The organism is Micromonospora sp. NPDC051227 (assembly GCF_044455385.1).
GTDB lineage: Bacteria > Actinomycetota > Actinomycetes > Mycobacteriales > Micromonosporaceae > Micromonospora.
Genome location: NZ_JBITET010000013.1, coordinates 147,615 through 164,729 on the forward strand (window position 1 = coordinate 147,615; position 17,115 = coordinate 164,729).

A 17,115-nucleotide genomic window follows, 5' to 3' on the forward strand; every position below is an offset into this window, starting at 1 on the left:
CGACCGCCCGACCCCGCGGTGGGGTCGGGCGCGCCCCGGTGCGGAACTTTGCCCGAAATGGTGCCGGATACCCGAGCGACACCGAGCTGTCCCCTCGCGTTAAGGTCGCAGTCACACGCAGCCGGCCGCTACTGAGCCGCTGCGCGACGGGGGAGTGACGTCGGTCCATCACGGGCACCGCCCGCAACGAAATCTCGTAGGGAGCGAACTCGTTTGTTCGGCACGTTGACAGGACGCCTCGGGGTGGCCGCCCAGAGTGCGCTACTGGTACTGGCCTACCTGGTCATGCTCGTCGGTGGCGTATTCGGTTGGATCGGCCTTTTCGCCGTCGCCGGGTTGGCCGCCATCATCGGCGAGTACGCCGTCGCTCGCTGGTCACCGCCGTCGCAGCTGCTGTTGGAGAAGGTGGGCCTGCACTGGTCGTACCGGCAGCTGACCCGGGACCTCGCCGCCGTGTTGCTGGTCGCCGCCGAGGTGCGGCTCAGCGGTGGCGAGCTGACCCTGCTGCTGGTGCTGCCGGCCGCGGTGTGGGTCGTGTCGGTCTTCGCCGGTGCGCTCTCCACCATGATCGAGCGGCGTAACCCGCTCTCCGCGATGGTGCGCAACATCGACCTGGGTCCACTGTCCAGCGCCCCCCAGCCGCCCGCCTGGGCGGCGGCGGTCGCCGGTGACCGGATGCCCCTGCTCAACCTGCTGCTGGTGCCGGCCGGCGTGGCCGCCGCGGTGCAGCACGATCCGACGCCGTTCTTCGTGGCCGGCGCGGTGGCGGTCGTGGTGACCGGTCTGGTGGGCGCCATCATCGCGTTGACCTGGCTGCGGGGCCGGGGCTCCGGGCAGGGTCCGCTGCTACCGGCGGTCCAGCGCTGGCTGGACGACCACCGGCCGGAGGTGGCGCTCTACTTCGCCGGCCCGGCCAAGGACGTCTACCAGGCGAACATGTGGCTCGCCCCGACCGAGGCGCTCCAGCAGCGCGCGGTGGTGCTGATGCGCAGCCGGGAGGCGTTCCTGGAACTGGCCGACACCCGGCTGCCGGTGATCTGCGTACCGGCTGGCGTCGACTTCATGAACCTCGACCTCGGCGGCATCCGCGCGGCGCTCTACTCCGCGAACGTCGGCGCGAACATCCACATGCTCCGCGAGCCGGGCACGAAGCACGTCTTCGTCGGGCACGGCGACAGCGACAAGCAGGCCAGCGTCAACCCCTACAGCAAGGTGTACGACGAGGTCTGGGTCGCCGGCCTGGCCGGCCGGGAGCGCTACGCGCGGGCCGGCGTGGGGGTGCTCGACTCGGACATCGTCGAGATCGGCCGGCCGCAGCTCGCCGGGGTGCACACCTTCGGCGCCGAGTCGGTGGACCGGCCGTTCACAGTGCTCTACGCGCCCACCTGGGAGGGTTGGCTCGACGACGACCCGTACCACACCTCGCTGGTGCTGATGGGTGAGCGGATCGTCAAGGGGCTGCTCGCCGCGAATCCCCGGGTCCGTCTGATCTACAAGCCGCACCCGCTCACCGGGTCGCGGTCCAAGGTGGCGAAGGCAGTGCACGAGCGGATCGTCACGGCGATCCGCGCCGCCGGCGGCAACCCGGACGCGTCCTCGCTGGACGGCACCGAGCACCTGGTGGTCACCGGCCGCACACCGGGATTGTTCGACTGCTTCAACCAGACCGACCTGCTGATCAGCGACGTGTCCAGTGTGGTGTCCGACTTCGTGCAGAGCCAGCGGCCGTACGTGGTGGCCAACCCGGCCGGCCTGTCGGAGGACGATTTCCGCCGCGAGTACCCGACGGCGCGGGCCGCGTACCTGCTCTCCAAGGACTGCGGCGAGCTGGAGAAGATCGTGTCGGTCACCCGGGCCGGTGACGACCCGATGACCGAGGCCCGCCGGGAGCTGAAGACCTACCTGCTCGGCCCGGCCGAGTCGAACCCGATGGACCGGTTCCAGCAGGAGATCGACCGGCTCTGCCACTGAGCCCCGTCACTACGGCATCGCGCCCGGCCCGACACCGTCGGGCCGGGCGCGTCCGTGTCAGCCAGCAGAGCGGCCACCGGGTCAGCCCAGCAGAGCGGCCACCGGGTCAGCCCAGCAGGGCGGCCACCGCGTCGGCGACCGGCAGGTCCGCCGGCAACGCCCGCGCCGCCACCACCGCCGCGACCGGCAGCGGGCCGTACACGTGCGGGAAGAGCTGCCCGCCGCGCGACGGCTCCCACCGCAGCGCGTCGCCCAGTCGCTCCTCCTCGACGCTGAGCACTGTCAACCCGGTCGCGCCGGTGAAGTACCGCCGCGCCGTCTCGACCACCTGGTCGGCGCCGGAGAGATGGATGAACCCGTCCTGCCGGTCCACCGCCGAGCCGGTGAAGGCACCGGCGGCGAGGGCGTCGTCCCATTCGGCGCTCGACAGCAGTTTGTAGATCACCACAGCAGCGTACGGGGCCGTGGTCGGCGCGCCCGCCCGGTTTTCGCCGGTACGGCCGCGCCCGTCGCCTCCCGCCGGGCATGCTCAGGTCAAGGGCCGCGGAGGGATGGGCGATGCAGAGCTACGACGATGACTGGACCGACAGCCAGCGCGCGCTGTACGACGAGTGCTACCAGGCCGGCGGCGAGTGGGCCGATGACCCGGACACGTCGTCCGACGACGTGCAGCACGTGATCAACCTGGCCGAGGCGGACGATGACGCCTTCCAGGATGCCGAAATCGACTATCCGGCCCTGGTCGACGCGGTCACCCAGGCCAGCGGGGTCAACGTCACCAGCGTGCCGGCCAGCCACGAGGACCCGGGCTTCCGCGGGTTCACCGACGGCGTCCGGGACGCCACCGCCGACGACACCTTCGGCCTTTAGGGCGTGTGTCGAAGCCCCTGGCCGGCCTGCGGCGGGCCCAGACGACGGCCGGCCGCGTTGGAGGTTGGCCCGCATACAACACCGGTATCCCGGCCAACCTCCGCCTTGCCGGACCGCCGCCTGGACTCCGCCTCGGCTCGACCGAGGACTTCGACACACGCCCGAAGCGGCCGGTAGCCCGCCCAGCGCGGGTGGGCGGCCTCCCGGTCCGCGCGCACTTCTGCCACCATTCGCAGAACAGCGCTGCGAGGGACGGGGGCACGGGTGCGGATCCTGCTGGTGGAGGACGACCGCCGGGTCGCCGCTGCGCTGTCCTCCGCCCTCACCCGCCGGGGGTACGAGGTCGAGCACGCCGCCACCGTCGCCGCCGCGCTCTCCGCCGCACCCTGTGACCTGGTGCTGCTCGACCTGACCCTGCCCGACGGGGACGGCACGGACCTGTGCCGGGAGCTGCGTCGGCGCAGCAGTCAGCTCGGCATCATCGCGGTGACCGCCCGGGGCGAGGAACGTGACCGGGTGCTTGGTCTGCGCCTGGGCGCGGACGACTACGTGGTCAAGCCGTTCTCGATGGTGGAGTTGCAGGCCCGGATCGAGGCGGTGCTGCGCCGGGCCGCGAACGCCGCGCCCGAGCGGCACCTCATCGAGGCCGGGCCGGTCCGCATCGACGTGGCCGCGCGGACGGTGACCGTCGACGGCCGTGCCGTCACGTTGACCCGCAAAGAGTTCGACGTGCTGCTCTCGCTGGCCCGCCAGCCCGGGGTGGCGGTGCCCCGCGATCGGATCCTGCTCGACGCCTGGGGCACCACCTGGGCCGACCGGCACACCGTCGAGGTGCACGTCGGGTCGCTGCGCGGCAAGCTCGGCGACGCCCGCCTGGTGGAGACCGTACGCGGCGTCGGCTACCGGCTGCGCGACGCGTGAGGAGCTGACGTGCGCCGTCGCCTGGTGATCAGCTATCTGCTGCTGATGGTCCTCGTCCTCATCGCGTTGGAGACCCCACTGGCCGCCACCATGGCCAGCCGCGAGACCGAACGGGTCCGCGCCGACCGGCTCGCCGACGCCACCCGGTTCGCCTCGCTGGCCGGCCCGGCGTTGCGCGACGGCGGGCCCGGCCCGATCGAGTCGGAGCTGACCAGCTACGACGACCTGTACGCGATCAGCGCCGCGATCGTCGACCGGGACCGGAACATCCCGGTCTCGTCGCCGAGGTGGCAGGCCAGCCCGGGGACCGCGACGGTGTTGGACGTCGCGCTGTCCGGGCAGCAGACCAGCGCCCCCGAGTCGGTCTGGCCGTGGACGACCGACCCGGTGGTGGTGGCGGTACCGATCAACGACGGAGGTGAGGTGCTCGGAGCGGTGGTGATCGTGACCCCGGCCGGCCCGATCCGCCGAGCCGTCGTCGCGTGGTGGCTGCTGCTCGCCCTGGCCGGTCTGCTCGCCGTGCTGGCCTGCGTGCTCACCGCGTTCGGGCTGGCCGGTTGGGTGCTGCGCCCGGTCACCGAACTGGACGCGGTCACCCACGAGATCGCCGAGGGTGACCGGGGTGCCCGGGTGCAGCACCGGCTGGGACCGCCGGAGCTGCGCCGCCTCGCGGCCAGCTTCAACCACATGGCCGACGTGGTCTCCGACGTGATGGACCGGCAGCGTGCCTTCGTCGCGCACGCCAGTCACCAACTGCGCAACCCGCTCACCGCGCTGCGGCTGCGGGTGGAGGAGTTGGGGCCCAGCCTCACCGACCCCGACGGTCGGTCCGAGCACCGGCTGGCCCTGGAAGAGACCGACCGGCTCGCGCTGGTGCTCGACGCGCTGCTCACCCTCGCCCGGGCCGAGCGGGAGGAGAACGAGCGCGTCACAGTGGACGCCGCCGCGGTGGCCGCCTCCCGGGTGGCCGCGTGGGCGCCGCTGGCCCGGCACCGGTCGGTCGCGTTGCGGCTGGCCACGACCGACGCCCCGGCCTACGCCCAGACCGTGCCGACCGCCGTCGACCAGGCCCTGGATGCGCTCATCGACAACGCGGTGAAGTTCAGCGGGGCGGGCGGGGCGGTGACGGTGACGGTGGCCCGCCGCGACGGCGGGGTGGCGCTGGAGGTTCGCGACTCCGGCCCCGGCATGACCGAGAGTCAGCTCGGCCAGGCGACCGAGCGGTTCTGGCGGGCCCCGGACGCACAGAACGTGGACGGCGCGGGGCTCGGTCTGACCATCGCCGCCGTGCTGGTGGACGCCTCGGACGGGCGGCTGACCATGCGCCCGGGGGAGTCGCGGGGGCTGATCGCCGCCCTGTGGTTCCCGACGCCGACCCTACCGGTGGAGCCGGCGGAGGAGGAACCGGCCGCCGACCTGCGACCCTCCCCGGCGCGGTGAGACCCGGCCGTCACGGTTTGGTGGCGCGGTACCAGGACGCGGCGCCGGGGTGCAGCGACAGCGGCGCGGTGACGATCGCCGAGCGGGGGCTCATCCGTCCCGCCGCCGGATGGGCGGCGGCCAGCTCGGCTCGGCGGTCCATCAGCAGCCGGGTCACCTCACGGACCAACGGCTCCGGCAGGTCGGCCCGGACGATCAGATAGTTCGGGTCGGCGACGGTGGTCACCGCGTCCACCCCGTACACCGAGCGGGGGATGTCCCGGGAGACGTAGACCTGCCCGTAGCGTGAGCGCAGCGGCTCGGTCCACTCGCTGAGGTCCACGATCCGGATGGCGCTGGCCTCGGCCAACTCCTCGATGCCCCGGACCGGCAAACCACCGGAGAAGAAGAACGCGTCGATCCGCCTGGAGCGCAGGGCCGCCACCGAGTCGTCCAGTCCGAGCCGTTCCCGGCGCACCTCGTCACCACCGAGGCGGGCCACCTCCAGCAGCCGGGTCGCGGTGATCTCGGTGCCCGAGCCGGCGGCGCCGACGGAGACTCGCCGGCCGCGCAGGTCGGCGACCGTACGGACCGGGCCGCCGCTCGTGGTGACCAGGTGCAGTTGGTCGTCGTACACCCGGGCGACGGCGTCGACCGTGGGGCTTCCCGCCGTGCTGGTGGGCAGCACGTCGGCCTGGGTGAAGCCCAGCTCGGCCCCGCCGGAGCCGACGAGCTGGACGTTCTCCGCCGAGGCGGCGGTGATCACCACGCTGGCCCGTACGTCGGGGAGTTCCCGGTTGAGGATGGCCGCCAGGGACTGCCCGAACGCGTAGTAGACGGCGGTGGGGCTACCGGTGGCGATCCGGATCGACGTCGGCTCGGTCGGGGCGTCCCGGCAGCTGGCGACGGCCAGGTTCGCGATCAGCAGCACCGTCGACAGGGTGGCCAGGCCGGCTCGGCGCGACGAGGTACGACTCACGCGGTGCACTGTGCGCCGTCGGGCGGGTGCGCGCAACCCCACGTGCCGTCGCCGTCGCGGGTTCCGTCATCGGGCCGCGCGCCGGCTCCAACGCGGCACTGCGCAGGATCCGTTGCCGGTCCGGGCCGTCGGCCACGCTGACCAGGAAGCAACCGGTGCCGGGACGGAGCCGGGCCGGCACGTCGAGCACGGCCGCGCCCCGGATCAGCACCGCGGCCAGCTCCCGGTCGGTGAGCCGGACACCGAGGATGTGCCGGCGGACGTGTCGCCCGGCGGCCAGCAACGCCGAGCGCCAGGCCGCCTCCGCCAGGCGGGTCACCAACCGTCGGCGGGCCGGTGAGGCGCCGGGCAGCGGCCCGCCGAGCAGCTCGCGTCGCCCCTGCCACCAGCCCGCGTCCAACATCCGGGTGTACGTGCCCTGGTGCTCACGGGGCACCCACAGCCGGTGCAGCTCGTAGCGTCGCCGCAGACCGCCGACGGCCACCTCGTGGGTGACCGGGATTTCCAGCCGGTTGAGCAGTTGCCGCATTCGCTGGGCGGCGTCCTCCCGGTTGAACTCCACCCCGGCGGTGTGCTCGGCCCGTACCGCGCTCGGTCGGGCGGCGGTCGGTGGCGGTGTGCAACGCAGCAGGCAGGCAGCCTCGAACGCGTCGCCCAGTGTCAGCCAGCCCAGCGGGGATGGGGTGGTCGGGCTGTGGGGCCGGTCGAGCAGGGCGGGTTCGTGGGTCAACGGAGGCTCCCTTGTCGGAGTCTGGGTTGCCCTACCGTGACCCCTGGCACGCCGTTACGGAACTCCTCCGGCCCAGCCTTGAGCAAATCTTGCGGCTGAGGGCCGCTACAGGTCGGTGACGACCAGATCCACCTGCCGCACCCGGCCCGCGGCGGTCCCCTGCTCCAGCACCGTGTGCTTCAACTCCCGCAGGGTGCCCACCAGCTCCGCGGCGGTACGCGGCCGGGCGCCGGCGACGAGGAGGTCCCGGACCAGCCGCCCCTTGGTGGCCTTGTTGAAGTGGCTGACCACCGAGCGGACCGGCACGCCGTCGACCTCCCGCTCGTGCAGAACCCGCACGGTGACAGTGCGCTCGGCCAGCTCACCGCGCGGGGTCCAGGTGGCGGCGTACGCGCCGGAGCGCAGGTCCAGCACCGGGCCGCGCCCGGCGGCGCCGTCCACCGCCGGCGTCAGCTCCCTGCGCCAGTACGTCGACAGCGCCCCGACGTCGGGCAGGCGGGCACCGATCGGGCAGCGGTACGGCGGGATCCGGTCGGCCAGTCGGACCACGCCCCACAGCCCGGAGCTGATCAGGATCGACCGGCGGGCCGCCCGTTGCGCCGTGGCCGGCAACGAGGCCAGGTCCAACGCCTCGTAGAGCACCCCGGTGTAGAGCCGCTCGGCCGGCGCGGTGGCCGCCTCCCGCAGTCGGACGTTGCGCCGCAGCTCGCCCCGCTGGCCCTCGCTGAGGCCGAGCGCCGCCCGCGCGGCCTCCTCGTCCGGCCCGGCGCTCAGCGCCACCAGGGCGTCCAGCACCCGCTCGCGGGCCGGGTTCAGCTCGGGCAGCGAGAGCCGGTCCGGGGCCCAGCGCCGCCCGGTGCCGACGTCGGCCTTCCCCTCCGAAGGCGGCAACAGGATGAGCATGGGTCTCCTCGACGGGCGAAACGGCGGCGCCCCACGCGCCGGCCCGGCCAGCGTACGACCAGCCCCTACCGCCAGGGCCGCACCGGGGTGTCGGGGTGGTACACGCGATAGCCGCCGACCTCCCGCACCGGCGCGGCGTCGGCCCGGTCGGCGAGCAACCGGCGCAACCGCCGGTCCATCGGTGAGTCGACCTCCACCACGTAGCCCGGCCGCTCGGCCCGCCCCACCTGCCGCCAGTACGGCCGGTAGCGGTTCTGCCCCGGCGACAGGTTCCCGTCGAGCACCCCGCAGACCACCGACTCATCCGTGTTGAAGATCAACCGGTTGCAGGTCCAGTAGTCCCCGTACACCTCGTGGGGTCCGTCGGCGCGCAGCGCGGCGGCCAACTCCCGGGCCTGGCGCTCCTCGGTCCGCGACGCCGCGGTGCCGGTGGCCGCGAACAGCACGGTGACCACCAGCGTGCTCACGGTCAGCGCGGCCAGCACGGCGGCGGACAGCGCGCCGGTGAACCGCCCCAGCACGCTGCTGGTGCCCCGCCAGGCGGTCAGCGCCGCCACCCAGAGCGGCCAGAGCACCGCCGGCAGCGACAGTTGCAGCACCGACAGGTACCGGGCGTTGTCCAGCGGGCTGGTAGCGGCGAGCGGGCTGCGCACGTACGACAGCACTGTCAGCGCCGCGCCGGCGACCAGCGCGAGCTGTACGACGGGCCCGACCCGCTCCCCACGCAGCCCTCCGGTCCCGCGTCCGACCCGCTCCCCACGTGGCGCCCCGGCGGCGCGACGGTACGCGAGCACCGCGAGTGCCGCGCCGGCCAGCAGCAGCACCGGGTACAGCACGCCGAACCACTGTTGCCAGCGTCCGCAGCCGTCCACCGGGCAGAGCCCGTGCGCCAGTGGCACCCCCTCCAGCAGACCACCCCGGACCCGGTCGGACCACGGCGGCTGCGGCCCGGTCTTGGTGCTGACCTCCCGGAACACCGACAGCGAGTCCTCACCGGGCCCGGCCCGCAGGTTGTCCACGATCATCGGGGCCACGCCGACGACCACCCCCGCCACCAGCAGCAGGCCGGACCAGCCGAGCAGTTCCCGCCGTACCGCCCAGACCAGGGCCAGCCCCGCCACCGCGAGGTACGGCAGGATCAGCCAGTCCGACCAGACGGACAGCCCGACGAGCAGCCCGAACAGGCCGATCGCGAGCCGTCGGCGGTGGACCGTGCCGGCCGCCAACCCCACGGTGACCAGCAGCATCAGCAGCACCGCCGGTTTCACCTCGGGCCGCCCACCGACGACGGTGAGCTGGTCGCGCACCACTCGCTCCGGCCCGAGCGCGAGCAGGCCCACCACGAAGGCGGCGAACCACGGGGTGCCGAGCCGGCGGGTCAACCGGTGGATCAGGTAGAGGAAGACCGCGTAGAGCGCGAGCATCGGCAGCCGCAGCACCGGCCAGCTCGGCCCGAACACCGCCACCAGGGGAGCGGCCAGGTACGACTCCAACATCCCCATGTAGTGCTGGCCGTAGAGGAAGACCGGGCGTTCCCGGCCCTGCCCGATGTGCAGCGCGGCGAGGCCGAAGGTCGCCTCGTCGCTGTTCGACACCGGCACCGTGAAGAGCGTCAGAATCAGCCGGTAGACGACACCGACGAGCCCGAACAGCAGCGCGACGAGCGCCGGCCGGTCGAGTCGCGGACGCCATCGCCCGCGGTGCTGCTCTGGATGCGACACGACCAACGCCCCCGTCGTCGTCCCGACCGGAGTGTTTCACGTTCGGCCGGGCCGCCGAGGCGGATCCACGTAGCCGGGGCTGGATCGCTCGACGGTGGCTGGGCCGGATCGGCGCGGCCGGGGTCGGCTCGCGTGGCCGTGGCTGTCGACGTGTGGCAGGGTTGGCGCGTGCCACCCACTCCCGCCGGCCAACTGGCCGTTCCGAACCTGCACCGGGCTGCGCGGATCGAGGACGCCGTGCACCAGCTCGTCGAGCGTCGGCTGCGGCGCACCGGCTGGCGGGTCAACATCGTCGCGTACACCGGCTACGGCGCGCCGGGCTGGGTGCGGGTGATGTGTCGCGTGCTGCTGGGCCGTCCGGACACCCGCCAGCGGGGTCGGCTGGACAAGGTCCGCGGCTGGCGCAGCTTCACCACGCTGCCCGCCAAGCACGTCACCGTGACCATCGAGGCCGGCGGGGTGCGGCACGAGACGCAGGCTGACCGCAGCGGCTTCGTTGACATGCTGGTCGAGGCGGACCTGCCGCCGGGGTGGGGTGCGGTCCGGCTCAGTGTCCCGGACGCCGAACCGGTCGACGCCCCGGTGCGCATCCTCGACCCGGAGGTCAAGTTCGGCATCATCTCCGACATCGACGACACGGTGATGGTGACCGCGCTGCCCCGGCCGCTGCTCGCCGCATGGAACACGTTCGTGCTCGACGAGCACGCCCGCAACGCCGTGCCCGGCATGGCCGTGCTCTACGAGCGGCTGGTCACCGCGCACCCCGGCGCCCCGGTCTTCTATCTCTCCACGGGCGCCTGGAACGTGGCACCGACGCTGACCCGGTTCCTGTCCCGGCACCTCTACCCGGCCGGGCCGCTGCTGTTGACCGACTGGGGGCCGACAGCCGACCGGTGGTTCCGCAGCGGGCGGGAGCACAAGCGGGTCACCCTGGCCCGGATGGCCAAGGAGTTTCCCGACGTGAAGTGGCTGTTGGTGGGCGACGACGGGCAGCACGACCAGGAGATCTACCGGGAGTTCGCCGCCGCCCACCCGGAGAACGTCGCCGGGGTCGCGATCCGCCGGCTCTCCCCGACCCAGTCGGTGCTGGCCGGCACCCTGCCCGCCCCAGCCGGCGCGTCGTCGGCGGGACCGGTGGGGCAGAAGTGGCTGTCTGCCCCGGACGGCGCCGGCCTGTGGCAGCTGCTGCGCGACGCCGGCCTGGTCTGACCGCCCGGCCGGCTGGCCTCCGCCGAGGCTTGCTCGTCGCCAAGATCCGCGCGACATCAGGGTTGTTGGTGTCTCCCGCACGTCGGAGGCAGCAACATCCGGGAAGTTGCTCGGATGTCCATGCCGCACATCATGCGGGCTGGTCTGGCCGCCGGGCGGCCGAGGGTGCCGCGCTGCGCTACGGTTCCATCCGACAGATGGAGCGGGAAGCGGGGGATATTGAGGTACGTACAGCCACGGTTGGCGCCGGACGAACGAATCCTGTTCACCCAGCGTGGATATCTCCCCATCGGTGCGACGCCGTTGAGCGCCTACGGGGCCCTCCTCATCCTCACCACCGGGCGCCTGCTCTTCGCGCCTGCGCGGATCTGGAAAATCCGCAACCCTGGAGAAGCCTGGGTCCGCGCCAAGTCGATGAGCCTGTCCGACGTGACGACGGCAGACCCTGCATCCGGGGCGCGCTTGACGATCAGTTCCAGGTACGGCGACACCGTCTCCTTCTGCGCCGTCCTCCCTACGGGCTTGGGCTTCATCTGGCAGGTGCGCGACGCCGTTCCCTATCGGGACGAGGCAGTCCGACGGATCAGGGAGGCCATTCGGATCACCGGTGTCGGTGGCGGCATGGGTCAGCCCTGACGGAGCCAGACGACACCCAGCGGGGGGATCTGGAGGGCTGCAGAGGCGACCATCCCGTGCCACGGCACGTCCTCGGCCCGTACCGCACCCAGGTTGCCCACCCCCGACCCGCCGTAGTGGTGAGCGTCGGTGTTGAGCACCTCCTGCCAGGTGCCGCCGGCCGGCAGGCCGATCCGGTAGTCGTGCAGCGGCTGGGCGGAGAAGTTCGCCACGCACACCAGCGTCGAGCCGTCCGGGGCGATCCGGACGAACGACACGGTGTTGTGGGCGACGTCGTCGCCGGCGATCCAGCGGAACCCGGCCGGCTCGGTGTCCTGTGCCCAGAGCGCCGGGGTGTCCTGGTAGACCCGGTTGAGGTCACCGACGAGCCGTTGCACACCGGCGCGGGCCGGGTCGTGCAGCAGGTACCAGTCGAGGCCACGCTCCTCGCTCCACTCCCGGTCGTCGGCCAGTTCGGAGCCCATGAAGAGCAGTTGCTTGCCGGGGTGCGCCCACATGTACGCCAGCAGCGCCCGGACGTTCGCCAGCCGCTGCCAGGTGTCGCCGGGCATCTTGCCGGCCAGTGAGCCCTTGCCGTGCACCACCTCGTCGTGGCTGATCGGCAGCACGTAGTTCTCGCTCCAGGCGTACGCCAGGGAGAAGGTGAGCTGGTGGTGGTGGTGCTGGCGGTAGATCGGGTCCTTCGAGGTGTAGAGCAGGGTGTCGTGCATCCAGCCCATGTTCCACTTGAAGCCGAAGCCCAGCCCGCCGTCGGCGGTGGGACGGGTGACCCCCGGCCAGGCGGTCGACTCCTCGGCGATCATGACGACGCCGGCGTGGTGCTTGTAGACGGTCGCGTTCACCTCCTGCATGAGCGCGATGGCCTCCAGGTTCTCCCGGCCGCCGTACTTGTTCGGGGCCCACTCGCCGTGGTTGCGGGAGTAGTCCAGGTAGAGCATCGAGGCGACCGCGTCGACCCGCAGCCCGTCGACGTGGAACTGGTCGCACCAGTAGAGGGCGTTGGCGACCAGGAAGTTGCGGACCTCGTTGCGGCCGAAGTCGAAGACGTACGTGCCCCAGTCGGGGTGCTCGCCGCGCCGCGGGTCGGGGTGCTCGTAGAGCGGGGTGCCGTCGAATCGGGCCAGCGCCCACTCGTCCTTCGGGAAGTGCGCGGGCACCCAGTCCAGGAGCACGCCGATGCCGGCGGCGTGCAGCCGGTCGACGAGGTGGCGGAACTCGTCCGGGTCGCCGAACCGGGAGGTCGGCGCGTAGTAGCCGGTCACCTGGTAGCCCCAGGAGCCGCCGAACGGGTGCTCCATCACCGGCAGGAACTCCACGTGCGTGAAGCCCAGCTCGGTGACGTACGCGGTGAGTTGTTCCGCCAGCTCGCGGTAGCCCAGGCCGGGCCGCCACGAGCCGAGGTGCACCTCGTAGACGCTCATCGGCTCCTGGTGCGGCTGCCGTTCGGCCCGCCGGGCCAGCCAGTCCGCGTCGTTCCACCGGTACGTCGAGTGGTGCACCACCGAGGCGGTGGCCGGCGGCACCTCGGCGTACGCCGCGAGGGGGTCGGCCTTGTCCCGCCACTGCCCGTCGGCGCCCAGCACCCGGTACTTGTAGCGGGCCCCGGCCCGGGCGTTGGGGACGAACAGCTCCCACACCCCGCTGGAGCCGAGCGACCGCATCGGCCAGCCGTCGTCGGGGCCCCAGCCGGTGAAGTCGCCGACCACCCGCACCCCACGGGCGTTGGGCGCCCAGACGCTGAACGCCACACCCTCGTCGAAGACCCGGGCGCCGAGCGCCTCCCAGAGCCGTTCGTGCCGGCCCTCGCGGATCAGGTGCAGATCCAGCTCACCGAGGGTCGGCGGGTAGCGGTACGGGTCGTCGTGGGCGGTGCCGTCGACCTCCACCCGGTAGTCGAGCACGGTGCCGTCGACCTGCGCCTCGAAGACGCCCACGTCGTGCACCCGCTTCATCGGGTGCCGCTCGTCGCCGACGAGCAGCGTGACGTCGCCGGCACCCCGGCGCATCGTGCGGATCGTCGTCGAGGAGTCGGCGGGGTGCGCGCCGAGCAGCGCGTGCGGGTCGTGCGTCGCGCCGGAGATCAGCTGGTCCATCGGGCGTCCTTCGGGGCGGGAGCGGTCGGCGCGGAACGGGACGAACGGGCGGCGGACAGCCGGGACGCCACCGTGGCCGGGGTCGTGGCCGGAGTCTTCGTGGCCGGGGTCTTCGTGGCCGGGGTCTTCGTGGCCGGGGTCGTGGCCGGGGTCGTCGGCGCGGTGCCGCCGGAAAGGTCGTCCGGCACCTCGGCGACGGTGAGGTCGGCCGGCTCGGCGCCCGCCGGCTGCGGCACGGTCGGCGGGGTAGGGCGACGCACTGTCAACACGTGCGCGGGTTGCAGGTACGGGTCGAGCCGTACCGCGTTGCGCTGACCCCAGTCGTAACTGGTGCCGGTCAGCTCGTCGTACACGGTGAACCGTTCGTGCCAGTCGAAGCCGAGCGCCGGCATGTCGAGGGTGGTGTTGCCCCACTGCACCTCGCGCGGGTCGAACGAGCAGATCACGATGACCGTGTTGCCGGTCTCCGGGTCGTGCTTGGACCAGCAGAGCAGCGCAGGGTTGTCGATCTCGTGGAAGCGCAGGTTACGGAGCTGGTGCAGGGCCGGGTTGTCGTGGCGTACCCGGTTGAGGGTGGCCAGGAACGGCGCCAGCGAGCGGCCCTGCGCCTCGGCGCCGGCCCAGTCGCGGGGGCGCAACTGGTACTTCTCGTTGTCCAGGTACTCCTCGGCGCCCGGCCGGGCCACGTGCTCGAACAGCTCGAAACCGGCGTATAGGCCCCAGGAGGGGGAGAGCAGCGCGGCCAGCACCGCCCGGATCTTGAACATCGGCGGGCCGCCGTGCTGCAACGACTCGTGCAGGATGTCAGGGGTGTTCGGCCAGAAGTTCGGCCGCATGTAGTCGGCCGCCTCGATCAGCTCCTCGCAGTACTCCCGCATCTCGGCCGCCGTCGTGCGCCAGGTGAAATAGGTATACGACTGCGTGAAGCCGATCTTGCCGAGGCCGTGCATGATGGCCGGCCGGGTGAACGCCTCGGCCAGGAACAGCACGTCCTCATCGACCGCCTTCACCTCGGCGATCAGCCAGTGCCAGAAGTCGAACGGCTTGGTGTGCGGGTTGTCCACCCGGAAGATCCGGATGCCCTCACCGACCCAGTGCAGCACCACCCGCAGCACCTCGGCCCGGATGCCCTCCGGGTCGTTGTCGAAGTTGACCGGGTAGATGTCCTGGTACTTCTTCGGCGGGTTCTCCGCGTACGCGATGCTGCCGTCGGCCCGGGTGGTGAACCACTCCGGGTGCTCGGTGACCCACGGGTGGTCCGGCGCGCACTGCAACGCCAGATCCATCGCCACTTCCAGGCCCTGTGCCGCCGCCGCCTGGATGAAGGCCCGGAAGTCCGCCGGCGTACCCAGATCGGGGTGGATCGTGTCGTGGCCGCCCTCGGCGGCGCCGATCGCCCACGGCGAGCCCACGTCGGTCGGCCCGGCGGTGAGCGCGTTGTTCGGGCCCTTGCGGTTGACCCGGCCGATCGGGTGGATCGGCGGCAGGTAGAGCACGTCGAAGCCCATCGCGGCCACCCCCGGCAGCCGCTCGGTGGCGGTAGCGAAGGTGCCGGACCGCCCGCCTACCGCCCCTTCGGAGCGGGGAAAGAACTCGTACCAGGCCGAGTAGAGCGCCCGCTTGCGGTCGACCCAGATCGAGTACGTGTCACCGACGGTGACCAGCTCCCGGACCGGGTGCTCCCAGAGCAGGTCGGCCAGGCCCAGCGCCGGGTCGACCCGCTGCGCCAGCGGCAGGTCGGTGTCGACCAGCGCGGTGAGCGCGTCGGCGACCCGGGGCCGGTCGGCGGTCGGCACGAGACCCCGGGCGGCGGCGAGCACCCGCGCGCCCTCGGCCAGGTCGTTGGCCAGGTCCTCCGGCCCCTGCCCGGCGGCGATCTTCTTGGTCACCGCGTTCTGCCAGGTCAGGTACGGGTCCTGGAACGCCTCGACGGAGAAGGTCCACGAGCCGACGGCGTCCGGTGCGATGGTGGCGTGCCAGCGGTCCTGGCCGGGCTCGCCGGGGCGCATCCGGGTGAACGGCCGGCTCGCGCCGTCCGGCCCAGCCCACACCACGTTGCAGCCCAGCGCGTCGTGCCCCTCCCGGTAGGCGCGCGCCGACACCGGAACCGGTTCGTCGACCACCGCCTTGGCCGGGTATCGCCCGCACGAGACGACGGGGGAGACGTCTTCGATCGGGAACCGTCCAGTCACCCCGCCAACCTACTGCGCGAGATCCGTTCGCGCGCGGCCAAGCCTGCCGGTCCGCCCCGCCCCGGGGGACGCGTGGCGAGATCCGCGCACTTTCGGGGAAGTTGCTGCCTCACGACGCCCTCGACGCGGCAACTTCCCCGAAGTTGTGCGGATCTTCGTGATGCCGGTCGGTGACATCAGGCGGAGTGCCCACGGTGGGGGGATGACCCTGCACCCTTGCCGGTGTTCGTCGCCCGCCAGGACGGCCAACCGTGTGGCCAGGTGTCGGGCCAGCTGTCGACTCGGGCGACCGTCGCGATCCCGCCAGGGTTGAGCACGTCTCGGGCGACCCGTTCGGCGACCTCGCTGATCTCCATCGCGGTCAGCGGCGGCCACCAGCCGAACCGCTCAAGCGCACCGTCGACCATCGCCTGCGCCCGGTCCGGCGGGATGCCGGTGGCCGTGAGGAACCATCGCAGGGTGATCTTGCAATATTCCTGCCAGCCGTCGTCGTCGACTACGGGGGCGGCGACAAACGTCATCAGCTGTGCGACGGCGGCCTCCCAGGCGGCGACGACGTCCGCAGCACCACCGGTCTGCGCAGCGTCGAGCGACGGCAGAATGTGGTCGAAACGCTCAGCCAGGCTCTCCAACCAGCGTCGCCAGGCCAGCAGTGAGTCGGCGACGAAGGCCGGCGCTTCAGCCGGCGTCGGGATGCGGTCGGTCACGAAGCCCAGCTGCTCCCTCTCCACGGGCCCCCAGTGCCAGCGGTAGGCCCACTGGCCGTACCGGTCGGACAGGAGCACGCTGACGGAGTCGACCCAGGCGAAGGCCTCTGATTCTCCGACCCATCCGCCGTCGCGAAAGGCCGGCCGGGGTAGTGGGGGAGGAACCAACGCCCGGACCGCCACCGACATCTCGACTGGGTCGAACGGGTGCCGCGCCGGATCGACGTCCGCCCACGTCGCGAGAAGTGGCGTGCTCGCCCCGTCGTCCGCCATGGCTCAGCATGGTGGCAGCCGGCCATGCCGGCGTCGAGCCAATACCCGCGAGTGGTGGCCCGGGGAGTCAGGCGGGCGGGTTCGGTGCCACGAACGCCCCCTTGCCCTGGTGCACCTCGATCCAGCCCCGCTCATCCAAGATCCGCAGGGCCAGTCTGATGGGCGTGGCGCTGGCTTTGTATTGCTCGCCGAGTTCGGCGATGGACGGCAACTTGTCGCCGGGCTGGAGCGTGCCGGACTGGATCGAGCGGATCACGTCATCGATGACCTGCTCGTATACAGGTTGTCTCGGCATGGCGGGGCCACCTCTCGGCTGCCGGATGGGCCGCTGCCGCCCGCGTACCCCATTGCCGGCGCGCGCCCTCCTCAGCCGGACGGGGATCGGGTGCCCGGTCCGCCCCGGCCGGAGCGGGCGCCGCTCACCCGGCGGCAGTACGCCTACGGACTCGTGATCGCTGTGGTCGTACTCGTGCTGTTTGTGGTTGGGGTTC

At 72.4% G+C, this 17,115-nt stretch carries 14 protein-coding genes and 1 pseudogene; 6 read left to right on the forward strand and 9 right to left on the reverse strand.

From position 1 onward, the window contains the following. Nucleotides 1-213: 213 nt before the first annotated feature. Nucleotides 214-1,971, forward strand: coding sequence for a CDP-glycerol glycerophosphotransferase family protein (locus ACIA47_RS26755; protein WP_396711198.1), 1,758 nt, complete (start codon nt 214-216; stop codon nt 1,969-1,971). Nucleotides 1,972-2,077: 106 nt separating this feature from the next. On the opposite strand, the gene ACIA47_RS26760 is transcribed toward ACIA47_RS26755, so the two are convergent. Continuing rightward, a complete protein-coding gene (locus tag ACIA47_RS26760; RefSeq protein WP_396711199.1) occupies nt 2,078-2,416 on the reverse strand; it encodes a DUF952 domain-containing protein in 339 nt (112 codons plus the stop codon). 113 nt (nt 2,417-2,529) lie between these two features. Between ACIA47_RS26760 and ACIA47_RS26765 the strand changes: the two genes are divergently transcribed. The 3 genes from ACIA47_RS26765 to ACIA47_RS26775 all read left to right on the forward strand — a co-directional run bounded on the left by ACIA47_RS26765 (nt 2,530) and on the right by ACIA47_RS26775 (nt 5,202). After that, the gene (locus tag ACIA47_RS26765) at nt 2,530-2,841 is read left to right on the forward strand and encodes a hypothetical protein (protein WP_328650033.1); all 312 of its coding nucleotides are present in this window, start codon (nt 2,530-2,532) and stop codon (nt 2,839-2,841) included. Nucleotides 2,842-3,105: 264 nt separating this feature from the next. Beyond that, nucleotides 3,106-3,762 carry a response regulator transcription factor gene (locus ACIA47_RS26770; protein WP_091401433.1) on the forward strand — a complete coding sequence of 219 codons (657 nt, stop codon included), beginning with the start codon at nt 3,106-3,108 and terminating at the stop codon, nt 3,760-3,762. 9 nt (nt 3,763-3,771) lie between these two features. Continuing rightward, complete coding sequence (locus ACIA47_RS26775) at nt 3,772-5,202, forward strand: HAMP domain-containing sensor histidine kinase (protein WP_112601697.1); 1,431 nt, start codon at nt 3,772-3,774, stop codon at nt 5,200-5,202. A 10-nt stretch (nt 5,203-5,212) separates the two neighbouring features. On the opposite strand, the gene ACIA47_RS26780 is transcribed toward ACIA47_RS26775, so the two are convergent. The 4 genes and pseudogenes from ACIA47_RS26780 to ACIA47_RS26795 form a co-directional block, all read right to left on the reverse strand. Further along, nucleotides 5,213-6,112 (reverse strand): TAXI family TRAP transporter solute-binding subunit, encoded by a 900-nt coding sequence (locus tag ACIA47_RS26780; RefSeq protein WP_396711224.1) that lies wholly within the window; start codon nt 6,110-6,112, stop codon nt 5,213-5,215. A 127-nt stretch (nt 6,113-6,239) separates the two neighbouring features. Further along, nucleotides 6,240-6,890: pseudogene (locus ACIA47_RS26785) on the reverse strand (hypothetical protein); the annotation flags it as partial. Between the two features lie 105 nt (nt 6,891-6,995). Beyond that, complete coding sequence (yaaA, locus tag ACIA47_RS26790) at nt 6,996-7,793, reverse strand: peroxide stress protein YaaA (RefSeq protein ID WP_396711200.1); 798 nt, start codon at nt 7,791-7,793, stop codon at nt 6,996-6,998. A 65-nt stretch (nt 7,794-7,858) separates the two neighbouring features. Continuing rightward, nucleotides 7,859-9,514, reverse strand: a complete 1,656-nt coding sequence (locus tag ACIA47_RS26795; protein ID WP_396711201.1) for an ArnT family glycosyltransferase — start codon at nt 9,512-9,514, stop codon at nt 7,859-7,861. A 168-nt stretch (nt 9,515-9,682) separates the two neighbouring features. Here ACIA47_RS26795 and ACIA47_RS26800 point away from each other — a divergent pair, with 168 nt between their 5' ends. Beyond that, the gene (locus ACIA47_RS26800; RefSeq protein ID WP_396711202.1) at nt 9,683-10,723 is read left to right on the forward strand and encodes an App1 family protein; all 1,041 of its coding nucleotides are present in this window, start codon (nt 9,683-9,685) and stop codon (nt 10,721-10,723) included. A 240-nt stretch (nt 10,724-10,963) separates the two neighbouring features. After that, complete coding sequence (locus ACIA47_RS26805) at nt 10,964-11,359, forward strand: hypothetical protein (protein WP_396711203.1); 396 nt, start codon at nt 10,964-10,966, stop codon at nt 11,357-11,359. On the opposite strand, the gene glgB is transcribed toward ACIA47_RS26805, so the two are convergent. The 4 genes from glgB to ACIA47_RS26825 all read right to left on the reverse strand — a co-directional run bounded on the left by glgB (nt 11,350) and on the right by ACIA47_RS26825 (nt 16,919). Further along, a complete protein-coding gene (gene glgB, locus ACIA47_RS26810; protein ID WP_396711204.1) occupies nt 11,350-13,452 on the reverse strand; it encodes a 1,4-alpha-glucan branching protein GlgB in 2,103 nt (700 codons plus the stop codon). The two genes, ACIA47_RS26805 and glgB, sit on opposite strands and share 10 nt — an antisense overlap. Then, nucleotides 13,440-15,644 (reverse strand): maltotransferase domain-containing protein, encoded by a 2,205-nt coding sequence (locus ACIA47_RS26815; RefSeq protein WP_396711205.1) that lies wholly within the window; start codon nt 15,642-15,644, stop codon nt 13,440-13,442. Before ACIA47_RS26815 ends, glgB begins: the two co-directional genes overlap by 13 nt. A gap of 176 nt (nt 15,645-15,820) precedes the next feature. Then, a complete protein-coding gene (locus ACIA47_RS26820) occupies nt 15,821-16,624 on the reverse strand; it encodes a hypothetical protein (RefSeq protein ID WP_396711206.1) in 804 nt (267 codons plus the stop codon). A 67-nt stretch (nt 16,625-16,691) separates the two neighbouring features. Further along, on the reverse strand, nt 16,692-16,919 hold the full coding sequence (locus tag ACIA47_RS26825; protein WP_396711207.1) for a winged helix-turn-helix domain-containing protein: 228 nt from the start codon (nt 16,917-16,919) through the stop codon (nt 16,692-16,694). Nucleotides 16,920-17,115: the final 196 nt, after the last annotated feature.

Coding starts and splice junctions, on each gene's coding strand:
- ACIA47_RS26765 (WP_328650033.1), top strand. CDS start 2,530: ATGCAGAGCTACGACGATGACTGGACCGACAGCCAGCGCGCGCTGTAC.
- yaaA (WP_396711200.1), bottom strand. CDS start 7,793: ATGCTCATCCTGTTGCCGCCTTCGGAGGGGAAGGCCGACGTCGGCACC.
- glgB (WP_396711204.1), bottom strand. CDS start 13,452: ATGGACCAGCTGATCTCCGGCGCGACGCACGACCCGCACGCGCTGCTC.
- ACIA47_RS26820 (WP_396711206.1), bottom strand. CDS start 16,624: ATGGCGGACGACGGGGCGAGCACGCCACTTCTCGCGACGTGGGCGGAC.
- ACIA47_RS26825 (WP_396711207.1), bottom strand. CDS start 16,919: ATGCCGAGACAACCTGTATACGAGCAGGTCATCGATGACGTGATCCGC.